The following is a 15,075-nucleotide window of genomic DNA, read 5'->3' on the forward strand; positions in this document are numbered from 1 at the left end:
GTCGTGCCCCGCCCACCCGTCGTCGCGTGGCGGATCCGGCCCCGGGTGCCGCTCAGCGGCCGTCGACCGCCTGCCGGTCGCGTCCGCCGCCGGGCCGCGTGCCGCGGCCGCCGCCGGCGATCCGGCCCAGGAGCAGGACCGCGCCCCACGGCACGATCACCCAGAACGGCCAGAAGTAGAGGAGCTCGCGCGACGCCAGCGACGACACGGCCCAGACCATCAGCACGATCACCGCGGTGCTCGCCCACGAGCCCCAGTGGACCTGCTGGAGCCGCCCGTACCCGCGGCCGCCGCACACCGGCGCCGGGTGCCCCGACCGCACCGGCGCGGGGCGGGGAGGGGCCGCGGGCAGGTCGGCGGTGAGCTCGGCGAGCTCCCCGAAGGTGCGGGCCGCGTACGCCCGGGCGAGCCGGTCGTCGTACTCGGCGACGGTCAGCCGGCCCTCCGACATGGCGCGGCCGAGGGTGCTGGCGACGGCGGCGCGGTCGGAATCGGCGGCGCGCAGGTGGGGCTCGGCCACGGTGCTCTCCTCGTTCGGGGACACCAGTCTGGGCCGCGGCCCCTCGCCAGGACCACTGACAGCTGTCACCGGTTCCACGTGGAACCCGTCAGCCCGCGGGCGGCGCCGCCCCGGCGGTGAGGTGCCGGCCGATGACCATCCGCTGGATCTGGTTGGTCCCCTCGAAGATCTGCATGACCTTCGCCTCGCGCATGTACCGCTCGGCCGGGTGGTCGCGGGTGTAGCCGGCGCCGCCGAGCACCTGGACGGCGTCGGTGGTGACCTTCATGGCGGCGTCGGTGGCCACCAGCTTGGCGATGCTGGCCTGCCGGGAGAACGGCTTGCCGGCGTCCTTGCGGCGGGCGGCCACGAGGTAGGTGGCGCGCGCGGACTCGACGGCGGCGGCCATGTCGGCGAGCAGGAACTGCACGCCCTGGTGCTCGGCGATCGGGCGGCCGAACGCCTCCCGCTCCACGGCGTAGGCGACGGCGACGTCGAGGGCCGACTGGGCCAGCCCGACGGCGACGGCGCTGATGCCCAGCCGGCCGGAGTCCAGCGCACCCAGGGCGATGGCCATGCCGCGGCCGGGCTCGCCCACCAGCCGGTCGGCGGGGACCGGGACGTCGTCGAGCCGGATCGCCGCGGTCGTCGAGCCGGTCAGCCCCATCTTCTCCTCGGGCCGCGCGGCGCCGAAGCCGGGCAGGTCGGGGGTGAGGTGGAAGCAGGAGATGGCCCGCTCGCCGTCCGCGGGGGTGCGCAGGAACGTCGAGTAGAAGTCGGCGTGCCCGCCGTGGGTCACCCAGGCCTTCTCGCCGCGGGCCACCCAGCCCCCGTCGGCGGGGGTGGCGCTGGCGCGCATGGCGGCGACGTCCGAGCCGGCGTGCGCCTCCGAGAGCGAGTAGGCGCCGAGCAGGGTGCCGCCGACCATCTCCGGCAGCAGGTCGCGGCGCTGCGCCTCGGTGCCGAAGTTCGCGATGGGGGAGCAGGCCAGGGTGTGCACGCTGATGCCCAGCGCCACGGTGGCCCAGCGCGCGGCCAGCTCCTCGAGCACCTGCAGGTAGACGGCGTAGGGCTGCCCGCCGCCGCCGACCTCCTCGGGGAAGGGAAGCCCCATGAGCCCGGCCTCCCCGAGGAGGCGGAACACCTCGCGGGGGAAGCGCTCCTCGCGCTCGTGGACCGCCGCCTTCGGGGCCAGTTCGGCATCGGCGATCTCCCGGGTGAGGGCCAGCAGGTCCTCGGCCTCGGGCGTGGGCAGTTCGCGGTCGACCGGCACGGTGCTCCTTCGCATCGGGGCGTCCAGCGGACGGTACCTCCGGGAGCGGGCGCGGGCCGTTGGCAGGATCGGTCCCCGTGATCATCGAGGCGGCTGCCTGGGACGACCCCGACGTCCGGCGGCTCACCACCGACCAGCAGACCGAGGTGCGCGCCCGCTACGGCGGCAAGGACGAGCCGGGGACCCACCCGTCGGCGGCCGACGTCGCCGTGGTGCTGCTCGCCCGTGACGACGACGGGACGGCGCTGGGCTGCGGGGCCCTCCGTGCGCTCGGGGAGGGCGTGGCGGAGGTCAAGCGCATGTACGTCGTCCCGGCCGCACGGGGGCGCGGGGTGTCCAAGGCCGTGCTCGCCGCGCTCGAGGACGCGGCGTCGGCCCGCGGCTGGACGACGCTGCGGCTGGAGACCGGCCCGCTGCAGCCCGAGGCGGTCGGCCTCTACGCGGGTGCCGGCTACCGGCCGATCGCGGCCTTCGGCCACTACGTGGGGGACCCCGACGCGGCCGGTTCCCTCTTCTTCGAGCGGGCGGTCGCCGCACCGGGCCTCCCCGCGCCGGGCTGACGGGGGATCGCGGCCGGCTGTGTGAGGGTGGGGAGACGCGGTCGGGCGCCGGGATCCGATCGATCGCCGAAGGGACCCCCATGCGCATCCGCCCGCTCGCCGTGGCCGCCGTCGCGGCCGCCCTGCCCTTCTCGCTGTCCGCCTGCGGCGGCGCGAGCATCGAGGACTTCTGCGAGCAGTACCAGGCGATCGACCAGATCCAGTCGGACGAGACCGACCGGGCCAAGGCCGAGCTCGAGGAGCTGGCCGACGTCGTCCCGGACGAGGCCGGGGACGAGGTGCAGGAGGCCGTCGACCTCATGGCCGAGATGTTCCCGGCCGACGGCGACCTGGAGGGCGCGGTGACCAGCGGCGAGCTGAGCGAGGAGGACGCCCAGGAGTTCCTGACCGCGGCCGGGACCGTCTCCGGCTACGGCGACGAGAACTGCGCCTGAGCCGGGGCGCCGAGTGCCGGGACCCCCCTGACGTGGCGAGAGGCGCGAGATCGGGGTTCCGGGGACGCCGGGCACCCCGATCCGGCGCACCTCGTCGCGGCGCGCGGTCACGTCGCCGGGTGTGGTGAGGTGACCGCATGCCCGACGCCTGGCCCGAGACCGACCGCACCGAGGTGGAGCTCACCGCCGGCGATGCCGTCCTCGCCGTCGACCTGCGCGGCGGCACGCTGCGCCGGCTCGCCGTCGGCACCTGGGAGGTGCTCGACGGCTACCCGGCGGGTGAGGTGCTGCCCGGCTGGCGCGGCGCCACCCTCGTCCCCTGGCCCAACCGGCTGCGGCACGGCCGGTGGAGCTGGCAGGGGGCCGAGCTGCAGCTCGACGTGCGCTCGCCCGAGGAGCCGCACGCCATCCACGGGCTGGTCACCTGGCAGCCCTGGACGGTGCTCGCGGAGGCGGACGGGTCCGTCACGGTCGGGACGACGGTCGAGCCGCAGCCGGGCTACCCGTTCCGGCTGGCCGTCGCGGTGGACCACGCCCTCGCCGCCGACCGGCTCACCAGCACGCTGCGGGTGCGCAACACCGGCGACCGGCCGGCGCCCGTCGGGGCCGGCTTCCACCCCTACCTCTCGGTCGGGGCGGTCGAGGACGGTGACATCGGCGAGGCGGAGCTGACGGTGCCGGCGCGCACCGAGCTGCTCCTGGACGGCGGGCTCCCGACCGGGGAACGACGGCCGTACGACGGCGACGTCGGCCGGATCGGCGACCGCGCGCTGGACACGCCGCTCACCGACCTGGCGCGCGACGGGGACGGCTGGTGGCACGTGCGGCTGCGGGGGAGTGCCGGCGAGCTCACCGTCTCCGCGGACACCGCCTGGCCGTGGCTGCAGGTCTACACCGGGGACACGCTGCCCGAGGGCCAGCGGCGGCGCAGCATCGCGGTGGAGCCGATGACCTGCCCGCCGAACGCGCTGGCCGACGGCGTGGACCTCCAGGTGGTCGAGCCCGGCGCGGAGTGGGCCGGCACCTGGTCGCTGGCCTGGACCCCGGTGGGCTGAGGTGCGCGTCGCCGAGCTGTGGCGCTACCCGGTGAAGTCGCTGCAGGGCGAGCGCATCACCGAGGCCGAGGTGGGCCCGCTCGGCCTGGCGGGCGACCGGCGGTGGGCGCTGTTCGACCGCGACACCGGCCTGGGGCTGACCGCCCGCCGGGTGCCCGAGCTCCTGTTCGGTGCGGCCCGGCTGCGGCCGGACGGCGGCGTCGAGGTGGTGCTGCCCGACGGCACCGTCACCGCCGACGAGGCGGTGCTGTCGCGCTGGCTGGGCCGCCGGGTGGAGCTGCGGTCGGCACCGGACGACGACGCCGACGTCCCCACCTACGAGTCCGCGGTGGACGACGACGAGCCCGATCCGGCGGAGTGGCGGCAGTGGGAGGGCGCACCGGGCCCCTTCCACGACAGCCCGCGGATCCGGCTGTCGCTGGTCTCCACCGGCACGCTGGGCACCTGGGACCGCCGCCGCTTCCGGGCCAACGTGGTCCTCGACGGCGCCGGGGAGGACGCGCTGCGCGGCACGGAGGCCGATCTCGGTGGGGCGCGGCTGCGGCTCGGCACCGGCATCCCGCGCTGCGTGATGACCACCCGGCCCCAGCCCGGCGGGATCGCGCGCGACACCTCTGTGCTCAAGACCGTGCTCCGCGAGCGGGAGGGCCTGCTCGCCGTGCGCGCCGCCGTCGTCACCCCGGGTCGGGTCCGGGTCGGTGACGAGCTGCGCCGGACGGCAGACTGAGCCCGTGCACACCGTCGACCTCCGCCCCGGCGAGGAGAGCATCCGGCTGGGCCAGCTGCTCAAGCTCGTCGACGCCGTCCCCACCGGCGCCCAGGTGAAGGACGTGCTGCTCTCGGGTGCGGTGACGGTCAACGGCGAGCCCGAGGACCGGCGCGGCCGGCAGCTGCGCTCCGGCGACGTCGTCACCATCGAGGGGCACGAGGACGTCCGCATCAGGTAACCGGTTCCACGTGGAACCGCCCCGGGAGGGAGCCGCATGACCGCACCGCTGGCGTCCCGGCTGCGCGGCTTCGGGACGACGATCTTCGCCGAGATGAGCGCGCTCGCCGTCGCCACCGGGTCGGTGAACCTCGGGCAGGGCTTCCCCGACTACCCCGGCCCGCCGCAGGTGCTCGACACCGCCCGCGCCGCCATCGGCACCGGGGCCGACCAGTACCCGCCCGGCCCCGGCATCCCCGAACTGCGCGCCGCCGTCGCCGCGCACCGGGAGCGGTGCACCGGCACCGCGTACGACGCCGACACCGAGGTGCTGGTCACCGCCGGCGCCACCGAGGCGCTGGCCGCCGCGATGCTCGCGCTGCTCGAGCCCGGCGACGAGGTGGTGCTCTTCGAGCCGATCTACGACAGCTACAGCGCCTCGGTCGCGATGGCCGGCGGCGTGGTGCGCCCGGTGCCGCTGCACCCGCCGGTGGACGGGGTGGGCCCGTGGAGCTTCGACGAGGCCGAGCTGCGGGCGGCGGTCACCCCGCGCACCCGCATCCTGCTGGTCAACTCCCCGCACAACCCGACCGGCACGGTGCTCACGCCCGAGGAGCTGGCCGTGCTCGCCGACCTCGCCACCGGCCACGACCTCACGGTGGTCACCGACGAGGTCTACGAGCACCTGGTCTTCGACGGTGCCCGGCACGTCTCCCTGGCCACCCTGCCGGGCATGCGCGAGCGCACCCTCGTCGTCTCCAGCGCGGGGAAGACGTTCAACGTGACCGGCTGGAAGGTCGGCTGGGTGTGCGGCCCGGAAGCGCTGGTGGCCGCCGTCCGCACCGCGAAGCAGTTCCTCACCTACGTCAACGCCGGGCCGTTCCAGCCGGCCGTGGCCGCCGGGCTGCAGCTCCCGGAGGCGTACTTCACCGGCATCGCCCGGGACCTGCAGTACCGGAGGGACGTCCTGGTCACCGGGTTGCGGGACGCCGGCCTGCCGGTGATCAGCCCGCAGGCGACCTACTTCGCCACCGTGGACGTGCGCGGGGTGCAGCCGGACGGCGACGGGCTGGCCTTCTGCCGGGCGCTGCCGGAGCGGGCGGGCGTCGTCGCGATCCCGACCGTGGTCTTCTACACGCCGGAGCACGCCGTCCTGGGGCGGCACCTGGTCCGGTTCGCGTTCTGCAAGAGCGACGCCGTCCTCGCCGAGGCGGTCGAGCGGCTGAGGAGGCTGGCATGAGGGTGGCTGCGGTGCAGCACGACATCGTCTGGGAGGACCGCGAGGCGAACTTCGCGCGGCTGGCCCGCCAGGTGGCCCGGGCCGCCGGGGCCGGCGCCGAGCTCGTGCTGCTCACCGAGACCTTCTCCACCGGCTTCTCGATGACGCCGGGCATCGGGGAGCCCGAGGACGGGCCCTCGGCGGCCTTCCTCGCCGCCCAGGCCGCCGAGCACGGGGTGTGGATCGGGGGCAGCTGCCCGGAGATCGCACCCGGGGAGGAGCTGCCCTACAACTCCTTCGTCCTCGCCGGGCCGGACGGCGCCACGCACCGGTACCGCAAGCTGCACCCGTTCACCCACGGCGGCGAGCACGAGCGGTTCCGCGCCGGCGACGGGCCGGTCACGCTGACCCTCGGGGGCCTGCGGATCACCCCGTTCATCTGCTACGACCTGCGCTTCGCCGACGTCTTCTGGCACGCCGCGCTGGAGACCGACCTGTACGTGGTGGTGGCCAACTGGCCGGCCGCCCGGCGGCACCACTGGCAGACCCTGCTGCAGGCCCGGGCGATCGAGAACCAGGCCTACGTGGTCGGGGTGAACCGCGTCGGCACTGCGGGGGACGGCACCGAGCACACCGGTGACAGCCGCATCATCAGCCCGATGGGCGAGCTGCTGGCGACCGCCGCCGGCAGCGAGACCATCGTGCTCGCCGACGTCGACGCCGCGGAGGTGGCGGCCACCCGCGACCGGCTGCGGTTCCTCGCCGACCGGCGCGGCTGAGCCGGTCAGGCCCGGGGTGCGTCCTCCCGGTCGACGGTGATCTGCTCCCTCAGCACCTGCTCGGTCACCGTCTCCCGGCCCTCGACCACCTCGGTCCGCAGCCGGACACGCTCGACCGGCACCACCTCGACGCCGAACACCGGCCGCTCGGCGTGCAGCACGATCTCGTCCGGCAGCCCGCTGGTGGCGGTGCCCTCGGCCACGAGCGACTCCTCGACGCCGTGGTCCCGTGCGGTGTCGTCGGCGGCCGTCCCGGTGCCCTCCATCGGCACCTCCTCCAGCCGGATCTCCTCGCGCCGCACCGGCACCGTCACCTGCACCTCCTCGGTGACGACGTACTTGACCAGGCGGACCCGCCGGGCGGCGACCTGCTCGGTGCCCACCTGGAGCCGCTCCTCGCTGCGGGTCATGGCACCAGGGGTGTGCCCCGCGGTGCCGGGTGCCCCGGTGCCGGCTGCCCCGGTGCCGTCGCGCTCCCGCTGCCGGCCCCCCGCTGCCCCGGCCGGCTCCCCGGCCAGGCCGTAGTGGCGGCGCAGTTCGGCCTCGTCCCCCGGGTCGAGGTGGGTGCCCTCCATGGCGGGGGCGCTCGTCACCGCCTCCGCGGTGACCGGCACCCGCAACCGGCCGTCCTCCCAGGACGCCTCGCGGGCCGGGACGATCGACTGCCGGGTGCCGAACAGCCCGGTGGTCACGGCGACCCAGGTCGGCTCCCCGGTCCGGTCGTCGACGAAGAAGTGTTCGACGGTGCCCAGCTTGTCCCCGCCGTCGCCGTAGGCGGTGCTGCCGATCGCGGCGGTGACCTCGTGCTGGCTCAACATGGGTCGGCTCCCCTCCGTGGGGCGCGCTCGGCCGCGCGCCACCCCGTCAGGGCTGCCCACCGGGCGGGCTCGGTGAACATCGCCGGTCAGCGGTCAGCCGCCGGGCACCACCAGGTCGACCACGACCGACCGGTGGTCGCTACCCGCGACGGGGACGACGTCGCAGCCGGCGACGGCCAGCCGCGGGTCGACCAGCACGTGGTCCAGGCCCAGCCGCGGTACGGGGCAGCGCAGCGGGCTCCACGTCCGCAGGTGCCCGCGGCCGGCGGCGCGCGCGGCGTCCAGGTACCCGCGGCGCAGCACCGCGCGCAGTGCCGCGTGGTCCAGCGTGGCGTTGAAGTCGCCCGCCAGCACCCGCAGGACCGCGGGCTCCGGGCCGGGGAGCGCAGCCAGGTCCTCGGCCCACCCGCGGACGGCGTCCGGGAACGTCGCCGGCGGGCGGGTGTGCACCGAGGCCACCTCCAGCTCGGGCCCGGGCCCGCCGGGCAGCCGCACCGCGGGCTGCTCGAACCCGCCCGGCACCACGGTCCGGGCGCCCAGCGGCAGGCGGCTCCAGACCGCTCCGGAGGCCGCCGGCTCGCTGCCCGGGCGGGCCGGGACGACGTGGGCGTGCGGCAGCAGCTCCGCCAGCCCGGCGGCGAGCAGCCGCTGCTCCGCCTCGGGGGTGAGCTCCTGCACGGCGAGGAGGTCGACCGCGTGCCGGCGGACCAGGTCGACGACGGGCTCGGGCGGGACCAGCCCGCGCCGCAGGCTCACCGTGGCGATCCGCACCCGCCGGCCGGCCGGCGGGGGTGCGGCCGGGGGGCGGCCCCGGTGCGAGCGCACCGCGCCCACGAGGACCGCACCCGCGCCCGCGGCGAGCAGGGTCGCTGCCCGCGACCGGGCGCGCAGGGCGACCACGAGCGGCAGCACGGAGGTGCCGGCGGCGTAGGGGGTGAACGCCAGCGCGGGCACCAGCGGGAACCCCCGCTCGCCGCCGGTGCGGCGCAGGGCGGCCCACACCGCCCAGGGCGTGGCCGCCGCGACGGCCCACCGGCGGGCGGAGGTCGGGGCCATGGCCGCCACGCTAGCCAGGGCACCGGGGAGCCGCCGCCCGGCCCCGTGCCCTACCGTCGGCGCGTGGTCGCCGAGCAGCTCGAGATCGAGCGGAAGTTCGACGTCGACGCGGGGTTCGCCGTGCCCCGGCTCGACGGGGTCCCCGGCGTCGCGGCCGTCGGCGGACCCGTGGTGCACGAGCTGGCGGCGGTCTACCACGACACCCCGGACCTCCGGCTGGTGCGCGCCCGGGTCACGCTGCGCCGCCGCACCGGCGGACCGGACGAGGGCTGGCACCTCAAGCTGCCCGCCGGCGCGGCCCGCCGCGAGCTGCACGCGCCGCTGGCCGCCGGCACCGACGTGGCGCCGGCCGAGCTCCTCGAGGTGGTGGACGGCCTGCTCGCCGGGGAGCTGCCCGCACCGGTCGTGACGATGCGGACCCGGCGGGTGGTGACGGTGCTGCGCGACGACGCGGGCCGGGTGCTGGCCGAGCTGGCCGACGACGCGGTGACGGCGACGGTGCCCGGGGACGCCGGGGCGGCGCCCGAGGTGCGCAGCTGGCGGGAGCTGGAGGTCGAGCTCGTCGACGGCCCGGAAGCGGTCCTCGCCGCCGTGGGCGAGGTGCTGCTCGCCGCCGGTGCGCGCCCGTCACCGCGCGCATCGAAGCTGGCGCTCGCGCTCTCCTCCCGGCTGGGCGGCGGCTGACCCCACCCCCGGGAACGCCGCGCCGCAGCCGGTCGTCCATCCTCTGCACCGGCGCGCGCACCGACCGGACCCGCCCCGCTCCTTCCCAGCCCGGAGGTCCCCCTGTCCCTCATCGGCCTGCTGGGCTTCGGGACCGTCGTCCTGCTGGCCGTGGCGCTGCTGCACGCCTACCTGTGGTTCCGGCTGGTCCGGAGCACCACGGCGCCGGGCCGGCTGCGCCGCCTGCTGACGGTGCTCACCGTGGTGCTGGCCGTGCTGCCGGTGGCGGCGGTGCTCTCCCGCGGCTTCCTCCCGATCGAGGCCGCCGCACCGCTGAGCTGGATCGGCTACAGCTGGCTCGGCGTCGCCCTGTACGCCGTCCTCGCGCTGGTCATCCTGGAGCCGGTCCGCCTCCTGGGGAACCTGCGGATCCGGCGCGGTGACGGGGTAGTCGCACGCCAGGCCGTCCCGAGCGGGCCCCGGAGGGGTCCGGGATGGGACGAGGCAGCGGCTCCTGTCGACCGGGGGACGGCACCTGGCCGCGGTGCCGTCCGGGAGGACGGCGATGGGCAGCGCGGGGCCGCCGGGGAGGGCGGCGCTGCCGTCGACCGGCGCCGCTTCCTGGCCCGGGGGCTGGCGGTCACCGCCGGCGCGGTGGCGCTGGGCACCGCCGGGACGGGCGCCTGGTTCGCCAACTCCGCGCCGGTCGTGCGGCGGGTCCCGATCACCCTGCGCGGGCTGGACCCGGCGCTGGACGGGCTCCGGATCGTCACCTTCTCCGACGGCCACCTGTCGGCCACCTACGGCGGCCGGCGGTTCGAGCGGGTGGTGGAGCTGGTCAACGAGCAGCGCCCGGACGTCGTGGCCATCGTGGGCGACCTGGTCGACGGCGGCGTCGACGAGCTGAGGGAGGACGTCGCCCCGCTGGCCGACCTGGTCAGCGAGCAGGGCGTCTACTTCGTCACCGGCAACCACGAGTACTTCGTCGACACCCAGGCCTGGATGCGGCACCTGCCGACGCTGGGCGTGGACGTGCTGCGCAACGAGCGGGTGGCGATCCGCCGCGGCGGCGCCTCCTTCGACCTGGCCGGGATCGACGACCGGACGGCGGCCTCCTCGGGGCTGCCGGGTCACGGCGCGGACCTGGACGCGGCGCTGGACGGGCGGGACGAGAGCACGCCGGTGGTCCTGCTGGCCCACCAGCCGGTGCAGGTGGCGCAGGCCGCGGCGGCCGGGGTGGACCTGCAGCTCTCGGGGCACACCCACGGCGGGCAGCTGTGGCCCTTCGACTACGCGGTGCGGCTGGACCAGCCCGCGGTCGAGGGCTGGTCGCGGCACGGCGACACCCAGCTGTACGTCACCTCGGGAGCGGGCTACTGGGGCCCGCCGATGCGCATCGGGGCCCGCCCGGAGATCACGGTCGTCGAGCTCCGCGCGCCCGGACGCTGACGTCGAGCCGCTCCGGACGACGTGGAGCCGCGTGCGCGCGCGGTTCGACGTCCCCCGGCGCGGCTGGACCCGCGGGGCGGTCGTGCCGCGGGATCAGGCCTGGGCGAGCACGTCGAAAGCGGCCTCGATGCACTCCTCCAGGGTGTGCTCGCCGTCGCCGTCGGCCCAGGTCAGCAACCCCGTCGTGTAGGCGGCGAGGTAGGCGCTGGCCACCACGAGGTCGGCCGGCCGCGGGCGGTCCCCGTCGGCGCAGGCGTGGGCGACCATCGTCGCGGTGATCCGGTCGAACTCCCCGGCGCGGTTCCGCAGCGTGCTGCTCCCGGCGATGATCTGCCAGCGCTTGTGCAGCTGGTCGCGCGCCTCCGCCCCGATCCCCGTCAGCGACTCGACCGCCGCCCGGCGGATGCGCACCGCGAGGGGCAGCTCGGCCGGCTGCGCGGAGATGAGCGCGGCGACCTGCTCAGGCGCCACGAGGCGCATCACCACGTGCTCCTTGCTCGGGTAGTGCGCGTAGAAGGTCGGCACCGACACGCCCGCCGCCTCGGCCAGGCGGCTCACGCTCACCTGGTCGAAGCCGTGGGTCTCGAACAGCCCCACGGCGGTCTGGAAGATGCGCTCGTGGGTCGCCTCCCACCTGCGCCTTCGCCAGTCCGGTGCGTCCGTCACCCGGCGATCATCGGTCGCCGGTCCGGTGGTCGCCAGCCGCGGCCCCCAGCTGAGATCCGGCCGTTACCGACCCGTCCGGGGTACGTGGACGTGACGTCTCATACGACATGACGACCAGACGTCTCTCCGGCCAGTACCTTTGACCCCGTGGTGAACCCCGTGGCCGGACCGAAGTACCTCTCGGTCCGCGAGCACCTGCGGCGCCGGGTCGCCGCCCTGCCCGAGCTGACGCTGCTGCCGCCCGAACCGGTCCTCTGCGCCGAGTACGGCGTCAGCCGCATCACCCTGCGGCGGGCGGTGGACGGGCTGGTGGCCGACGGGCACCTCGTGCGGGAGCAGGGCCGGGGCACCTACGTCACCCGCCCGGCCATCCGGCACGAGTACCGCGAGAGCTTCGTGCACCGCATCGCCGGGTTCAACTCCGTGATGACCGAGCAGGGGGCCCAGGTCGGCACCACGGTGCTCACCCAGCGGGTCGTCCCCGTGCCGGCGGCCGTGGCCACCGAGCTCCGGCTGGAACCGGCGTCCGACGTCGTGGAGCTGGTGCGGCTGCGCAGCGTCGACGGCACGCCGAACCACGTCGCGCACAGCTTCCTGCCGGCCGAGGCGTACCCCGGGGCGGTCGACGCCGACTTCAGCGAGGGCTCGCTCTACGACTACCTGCGCCGGGAGTACTCCGCGGACCTCGCCCACGCGCGCATCGTGGTCGACGTCGGCACCGCCGCGCCGGACGAGGCCGAGGCGCTGGGCGTGGTCGCGGGCTCGCCGCTGCTGGTGGTGCGGACGACGGTGCGCGACAGCGAGGGGCGGCCGCAGGTGCACAGCTTCTCCCGGCTGCGCCCCGACGTCAGCCAGGTGGAGTTCGAGGTCTCGGTGGGAGGCCGCTGAGGTGCTGACGACCGCGACCGGGAGCCGTGAGGTGCCGCAGCGCCGTGCGGAGGTCTGGCGGGCGCTGGCGGTGCTCGAGCCCTACTGCGCCGTCTGCGACGTCTCCTACGTGCTGGAGCGCTCCGGACCGCCCCGCGTGGGCACGACCTTCATCTGCGCGCCCGGCGAGCTCGCGGGCGCCGAACCGCGACCGGGCGCACCCCGCGGCGAGATCGTGACCTGGGAGCCGCGGTCGCGCGTCGGCACCCGGCTGGAGCTCACGCCGGAGACGTGGACGACGGAGATCGAGCTCGCCGACACCGCCGGAGGCGGCACCCGGGTGACGATCACCGTGGGGCACGAGCCGACGGGTGGGAGCCGGGTGTTCCACCGGCTGACGCGGAACGCCGTCCGCCGGCTGGTGCAGCGCACCGTCGACGCCGAGCTGGCCAAGGTGCCCGCGCACGTCGCCCAGGCGAGCGGGCGCGGCTGACCTGCGCCGGTGGCGGCTCGTCCTTACCTCGTGCCCGGCAGTGACCGCCACCTCTATCGAGGGAATGACGCATCACCGCAAACTGCGCGGGTAGAGGACTCCGCAGCGCTCCGGCGTCGCGCCCCGGTCCGATGCCGGGACGACGGCGACGCCGGCGAACGGAGGAGAGCAGCATGATCGGATTTCTCGTGGCCGGCCTCATCATCGGCGCCCTGGCGCGGCTGATCGTCCCGGGCAAGCAGAACCTCGGCATCTTCGCCACGCTGGCGCTGGGCCTCGTTGGCTCGCTGATCGGCGGCCTGATCGCCCAGTTCTTCGGCACCGGTGACATCTGGGAGCTCAACGTGCTGGGCTTCGTGCTCGCCGTCGTCGCCGCGGTGCTGCTGATCGGCGTCGCCGAGGGGATCGCCGGCAAGAACAAGCGCGGCGCCGTCCGCTGACCGCGCCCCGGGGAGGCCGCCGGGCTCAGAGCTCGACGGACTCCCCGGGTGACAGCCGCGCGTAGGGCGTCGGGGTGCCGGGGCCGCGCTCCCCGAGCAGCCCGCTCAGCACGCCGAGCCCGGTCTCGTTGAGCAGCCCGTCGTGCACCGCGAACGCCTGGTCGGCGTGCACCTCGCGCACGTAGTCGATGACGTCGGCCGTGCGCGACCACGGTGCGTGCAGCGGCAGCAGCAGGGTCGGCACCGGCGCCCCCGGCACGGTGAAGGCGTCGCCGGGGTGGAACACCTGCCCCTCGACGAGGAAGCCGATGTTGGCCACCCGGGGGAGGTCGGGGTGGATCTCGGCGTGCAGTTCGCCGTGCACCTGCACCTCGAAGCCCGCGACCGTGACCGCGTCACCGGCCCCGACCACGTGCACCCGGCTCCCGGCCCCCTCCAGGGCGGCCGCCACCGAGCGGTTGGTCCACACCTCGAGCGACGGGGTGGCCTCGAGCGCCGCCCGCAGCCGGTCGGGGACGAAGTGGTCGGGGTGCTCGTGCGTGACCAGCACCGCCGTCGCGCCGTCGAGCGCCACCGGGTCGGTGAACGCGCCCGGGTCGATGACCAGCCGCCGCTCGCCGTCGGAGAGGACCACGCAGGCGTGCCCGTGCTTGGTGAGCTCCATGCCCCGATCCTGCACCCCGCCCGACGGCCTCACCCGTCGGGGTGAGCTCCCGGCCGCGGGCCGTCACCCGCGGCGGCCGCGCTGCCGACGTCGTCCCCATGATGGTGCAGACCACCGCGTTCGCCGCCGCCCGCAGCCGCGCCCACGGCCCGACCGCCGCGCTGTGGCACGCCGTGGAGCTGCACCGGCCGCCGGCCGAGGTGGACAGCGCCTGCGAGCTCACCGTCTGCGGCGCCCTGGCCCGGGTCACCACCGAGCAGCCCTGGCCGCCGCGGGCCTCCGACGTCTGCCCCGCGTGCACCGCGATCACGCGGGTGACCCGGTCGCCGGGAACGGTGATCCCCTGACGCCCTGCCGCCGGCCGGATCCGCCCGCCCGGCGGCAGGTGCACGACCGCTGCGACGCGGCTCCTCAGCGGCCGGTGAACCGCGGGGCGCGCTTGGCGAGGAACGCCTCGACGGCCTCGCGGTGGTCCGCGGACTGCCCGACCTCGTTCTGCAGCCGCCCCTCCAGCGCCAGCGTCTCCTCCAGGGAGTCGGTGGCCGCGGTGGCGAGCACCGTCTTCACCGCCCGGTAGGCAGCGGTCGGCCCCGCGGCCAGCCGGGACGCCAGCGCCTGCGCCTCCGGCAGCACCTGCTCCGGGGCCACCACCCGGTGCACCAGCCCCCACTCGGCGGCGGTCTCGGCGAGGAAGGGCTCGGGCAGCAGCAGCAGCTCGGCGGCGCGCGAGCCGCCCACGCTGTGCACGAGCCTGGAGGCCAGCGCCGAGTCGCTGGACAGGCCGATGCCGGTGAACGCGGTGGTGAACTTCGCGCCGGCCGCGGCGACCCGCAGGTCGCCGGCGAGCGCCAGCCCGAGCCCCGCCCCGGCGCAGGCGCCGTTGATCCCCACGACGACCGGGACCCGGAGGCCGGCCAGGGCCAGCACCAGCGGGTTGTACTCCTGCTCCACCACCGACAGCGGGGCCTCCGCGCCACCCTGCATCTCCGCCAGGTGCTCGCCCAGGTCCTGCCCGACGCAGAAGGCGCGCCCGGTACCGGTGAGCAGCACCGCGCGCACCGATCCGTCCGCCGCGACGTCCTGCACCGCGGCCAGCAGGTCGGCACGGGAGGCGTGGGTCAGGCCCGGGCGCAGCAGGGTGAGGGTCGCGACGCCGTCGGCGTCCTCCCGGGTCACGGTGTCGGTCAACGTCGCCCCGCCTTCCGGTCGCGGTCG

The 15,075-nt window shown here is 76.2% G+C and carries 20 protein-coding genes; 13 read left to right on the forward strand and 7 right to left on the reverse strand.

The annotated features are described in order from the left end of the window. Positions 1 to 52: 52 nt before the first annotated feature. Together E9549_RS20370 and E9549_RS20375 are read right to left on the reverse strand one after the other, a co-directional pair. The gene (locus E9549_RS20370) at positions 53 to 520 is read right to left on the reverse strand and encodes a DUF1707 domain-containing protein (protein WP_236828413.1); all 468 of its coding nucleotides are present in this window, start codon (positions 518 to 520) and stop codon (positions 53 to 55) included. Positions 521 to 608: 88 nt separating this feature from the next. Beyond that, a complete protein-coding gene (locus tag E9549_RS20375) occupies positions 609 to 1,772 on the reverse strand; it encodes an acyl-CoA dehydrogenase family protein (RefSeq protein WP_236828414.1) in 1,164 nt (387 codons plus the stop codon). Between the two features lie 77 nt (positions 1,773 to 1,849). Here E9549_RS20375 and E9549_RS20380 point away from each other — a divergent pair, with 77 nt between their 5' ends. From E9549_RS20380 to E9549_RS20410, 7 genes are all read left to right on the forward strand, one after another. Then, complete coding sequence (locus E9549_RS20380; RefSeq protein WP_236828415.1) at positions 1,850 to 2,332, forward strand: GNAT family N-acetyltransferase; 483 nt, start codon at positions 1,850 to 1,852, stop codon at positions 2,330 to 2,332. Between the two features lie 80 nt (positions 2,333 to 2,412). Then, positions 2,413 to 2,766 carry a hypothetical protein gene (locus E9549_RS20385; protein WP_236828416.1) on the forward strand — a complete coding sequence of 118 codons (354 nt, stop codon included), beginning with the start codon at positions 2,413 to 2,415 and terminating at the stop codon, positions 2,764 to 2,766. A gap of 137 nt (positions 2,767 to 2,903) precedes the next feature. Further along, the gene (locus E9549_RS20390) at positions 2,904 to 3,821 is read left to right on the forward strand and encodes an aldose 1-epimerase family protein (protein ID WP_236828417.1); all 918 of its coding nucleotides are present in this window, start codon (positions 2,904 to 2,906) and stop codon (positions 3,819 to 3,821) included. A gap of 1 nt (position 3,822) precedes the next feature. Continuing rightward, positions 3,823 to 4,548, forward strand: a complete 726-nt coding sequence (locus E9549_RS24320) for an MOSC domain-containing protein (protein WP_236828418.1) — start codon at positions 3,823 to 3,825, stop codon at positions 4,546 to 4,548. Positions 4,549 to 4,552: 4 nt separating this feature from the next. After that, complete coding sequence (locus tag E9549_RS24325) at positions 4,553 to 4,768, forward strand: RNA-binding S4 domain-containing protein (protein ID WP_236828419.1); 216 nt, start codon at positions 4,553 to 4,555, stop codon at positions 4,766 to 4,768. A gap of 36 nt (positions 4,769 to 4,804) precedes the next feature. After that, on the forward strand, positions 4,805 to 5,986 hold the full coding sequence (locus tag E9549_RS20405; RefSeq protein WP_236828420.1) for a pyridoxal phosphate-dependent aminotransferase: 1,182 nt from the start codon (positions 4,805 to 4,807) through the stop codon (positions 5,984 to 5,986). Beyond that, positions 5,983 to 6,744: a nitrilase-related carbon-nitrogen hydrolase gene (locus E9549_RS20410; RefSeq protein ID WP_236828421.1), complete on the forward strand. Its 762-nt coding sequence runs from the start codon at positions 5,983 to 5,985 to the stop codon at positions 6,742 to 6,744. Before E9549_RS20405 ends, E9549_RS20410 begins: the two co-directional genes overlap by 4 nt. A gap of 5 nt (positions 6,745 to 6,749) precedes the next feature. Here E9549_RS20410 and E9549_RS20415 read toward each other — a convergent pair whose 3' ends face one another. Both E9549_RS20415 and E9549_RS20420 read right to left on the reverse strand, forming a co-directional pair. Continuing rightward, positions 6,750 to 7,562, reverse strand: a complete 813-nt coding sequence (locus tag E9549_RS20415) for a DUF2382 domain-containing protein (RefSeq protein WP_236828422.1) — start codon at positions 7,560 to 7,562, stop codon at positions 6,750 to 6,752. A 93-nt stretch (positions 7,563 to 7,655) separates the two neighbouring features. Next, positions 7,656 to 8,618, reverse strand: coding sequence for an endonuclease/exonuclease/phosphatase family protein (locus E9549_RS20420; protein WP_236828423.1), 963 nt, complete (start codon positions 8,616 to 8,618; stop codon positions 7,656 to 7,658). Positions 8,619 to 8,681: 63 nt separating this feature from the next. Between E9549_RS20420 and E9549_RS20425 the strand changes: the two genes are divergently transcribed. Together E9549_RS20425 and E9549_RS20430 are read left to right on the forward strand one after the other, a co-directional pair. Next, a complete protein-coding gene (locus E9549_RS20425) occupies positions 8,682 to 9,302 on the forward strand; it encodes a CYTH domain-containing protein (protein ID WP_236828424.1) in 621 nt (206 codons plus the stop codon). A 150-nt stretch (positions 9,303 to 9,452) separates the two neighbouring features. Further along, positions 9,453 to 10,730 carry a metallophosphoesterase gene (locus E9549_RS20430; protein ID WP_236828425.1) on the forward strand — a complete coding sequence of 426 codons (1,278 nt, stop codon included), beginning with the start codon at positions 9,453 to 9,455 and terminating at the stop codon, positions 10,728 to 10,730. Positions 10,731 to 10,823: 93 nt separating this feature from the next. Here the strand turns inward: E9549_RS20430 and E9549_RS20435 are convergent, their stop codons facing one another. Further along, positions 10,824 to 11,396 carry a TetR/AcrR family transcriptional regulator gene (locus E9549_RS20435; protein ID WP_236828426.1) on the reverse strand — a complete coding sequence of 191 codons (573 nt, stop codon included), beginning with the start codon at positions 11,394 to 11,396 and terminating at the stop codon, positions 10,824 to 10,826. A gap of 159 nt (positions 11,397 to 11,555) precedes the next feature. Between E9549_RS20435 and E9549_RS24330 the strand changes: the two genes are divergently transcribed. The 3 genes from E9549_RS24330 (at position 11,556) to E9549_RS20450 (ending at position 13,196) form a co-directional block, all read left to right on the forward strand. Continuing rightward, complete coding sequence (locus E9549_RS24330) at positions 11,556 to 12,284, forward strand: GntR family transcriptional regulator (protein WP_236828427.1); 729 nt, start codon at positions 11,556 to 11,558, stop codon at positions 12,282 to 12,284. A 31-nt stretch (positions 12,285 to 12,315) separates the two neighbouring features. Continuing rightward, on the forward strand, positions 12,316 to 12,756 hold the full coding sequence (locus E9549_RS20445) for an SRPBCC family protein (protein WP_236828428.1): 441 nt from the start codon (positions 12,316 to 12,318) through the stop codon (positions 12,754 to 12,756). A gap of 173 nt (positions 12,757 to 12,929) precedes the next feature. Further along, entirely contained in the window at positions 12,930 to 13,196 is a 267-nt protein-coding gene (locus E9549_RS20450; RefSeq protein ID WP_236828429.1) for a GlsB/YeaQ/YmgE family stress response membrane protein, read from the forward strand. Positions 13,197 to 13,221: 25 nt separating this feature from the next. Here E9549_RS20450 and E9549_RS20455 read toward each other — a convergent pair whose 3' ends face one another. Then, positions 13,222 to 13,860 (reverse strand): MBL fold metallo-hydrolase, encoded by a 639-nt coding sequence (locus tag E9549_RS20455; RefSeq protein WP_236828430.1) that lies wholly within the window; start codon positions 13,858 to 13,860, stop codon positions 13,222 to 13,224. Positions 13,861 to 13,901: 41 nt separating this feature from the next. Here E9549_RS20455 and E9549_RS20460 point away from each other — a divergent pair, with 41 nt between their 5' ends. Beyond that, positions 13,902 to 14,207: a hypothetical protein gene (locus tag E9549_RS20460; protein ID WP_236828431.1), complete on the forward strand. Its 306-nt coding sequence runs from the start codon at positions 13,902 to 13,904 to the stop codon at positions 14,205 to 14,207. Positions 14,208 to 14,271: 64 nt separating this feature from the next. On the opposite strand, the gene E9549_RS20465 is transcribed toward E9549_RS20460, so the two are convergent. Then, on the reverse strand, positions 14,272 to 15,075 hold an 804-nt coding region (locus E9549_RS20465; RefSeq protein WP_236828432.1), incomplete at its 5' end, for an enoyl-CoA hydratase-related protein.

The sequence above is a fragment of the Blastococcus sp. MG754426 genome (assembly GCF_021699055.1).
GTDB lineage: Bacteria > Actinomycetota > Actinomycetes > Mycobacteriales > Geodermatophilaceae > Blastococcus.

Excerpts from the sequence above, each read along its gene's own strand:
- E9549_RS20390 (WP_236828417.1), top strand. The coding sequence starts at position 2,904 with ATGCCCGACGCCTGGCCCGAGACCGACCGCACCGAGGTGGAGCTCACC.
- E9549_RS20455 (WP_236828430.1), bottom strand. The coding sequence starts at position 13,860 with ATGGAGCTCACCAAGCACGGGCACGCCTGCGTGGTCCTCTCCGACGGC.
- E9549_RS20450 (WP_236828429.1), top strand. The coding sequence starts at position 12,930 with ATGATCGGATTTCTCGTGGCCGGCCTCATCATCGGCGCCCTGGCGCGG.
- E9549_RS20415 (WP_236828422.1), bottom strand. The coding sequence starts at position 7,562 with ATGTTGAGCCAGCACGAGGTCACCGCCGCGATCGGCAGCACCGCCTAC.
- E9549_RS20410 (WP_236828421.1), top strand. The coding sequence starts at position 5,983 with ATGAGGGTGGCTGCGGTGCAGCACGACATCGTCTGGGAGGACCGCGAG.
- E9549_RS20385 (WP_236828416.1), top strand. The coding sequence starts at position 2,413 with ATGCGCATCCGCCCGCTCGCCGTGGCCGCCGTCGCGGCCGCCCTGCCC.
- E9549_RS20420 (WP_236828423.1), bottom strand. The coding sequence starts at position 8,618 with ATGGCCCCGACCTCCGCCCGCCGGTGGGCCGTCGCGGCGGCCACGCCC.
- E9549_RS20405 (WP_236828420.1), top strand. The coding sequence starts at position 4,805 with ATGACCGCACCGCTGGCGTCCCGGCTGCGCGGCTTCGGGACGACGATC.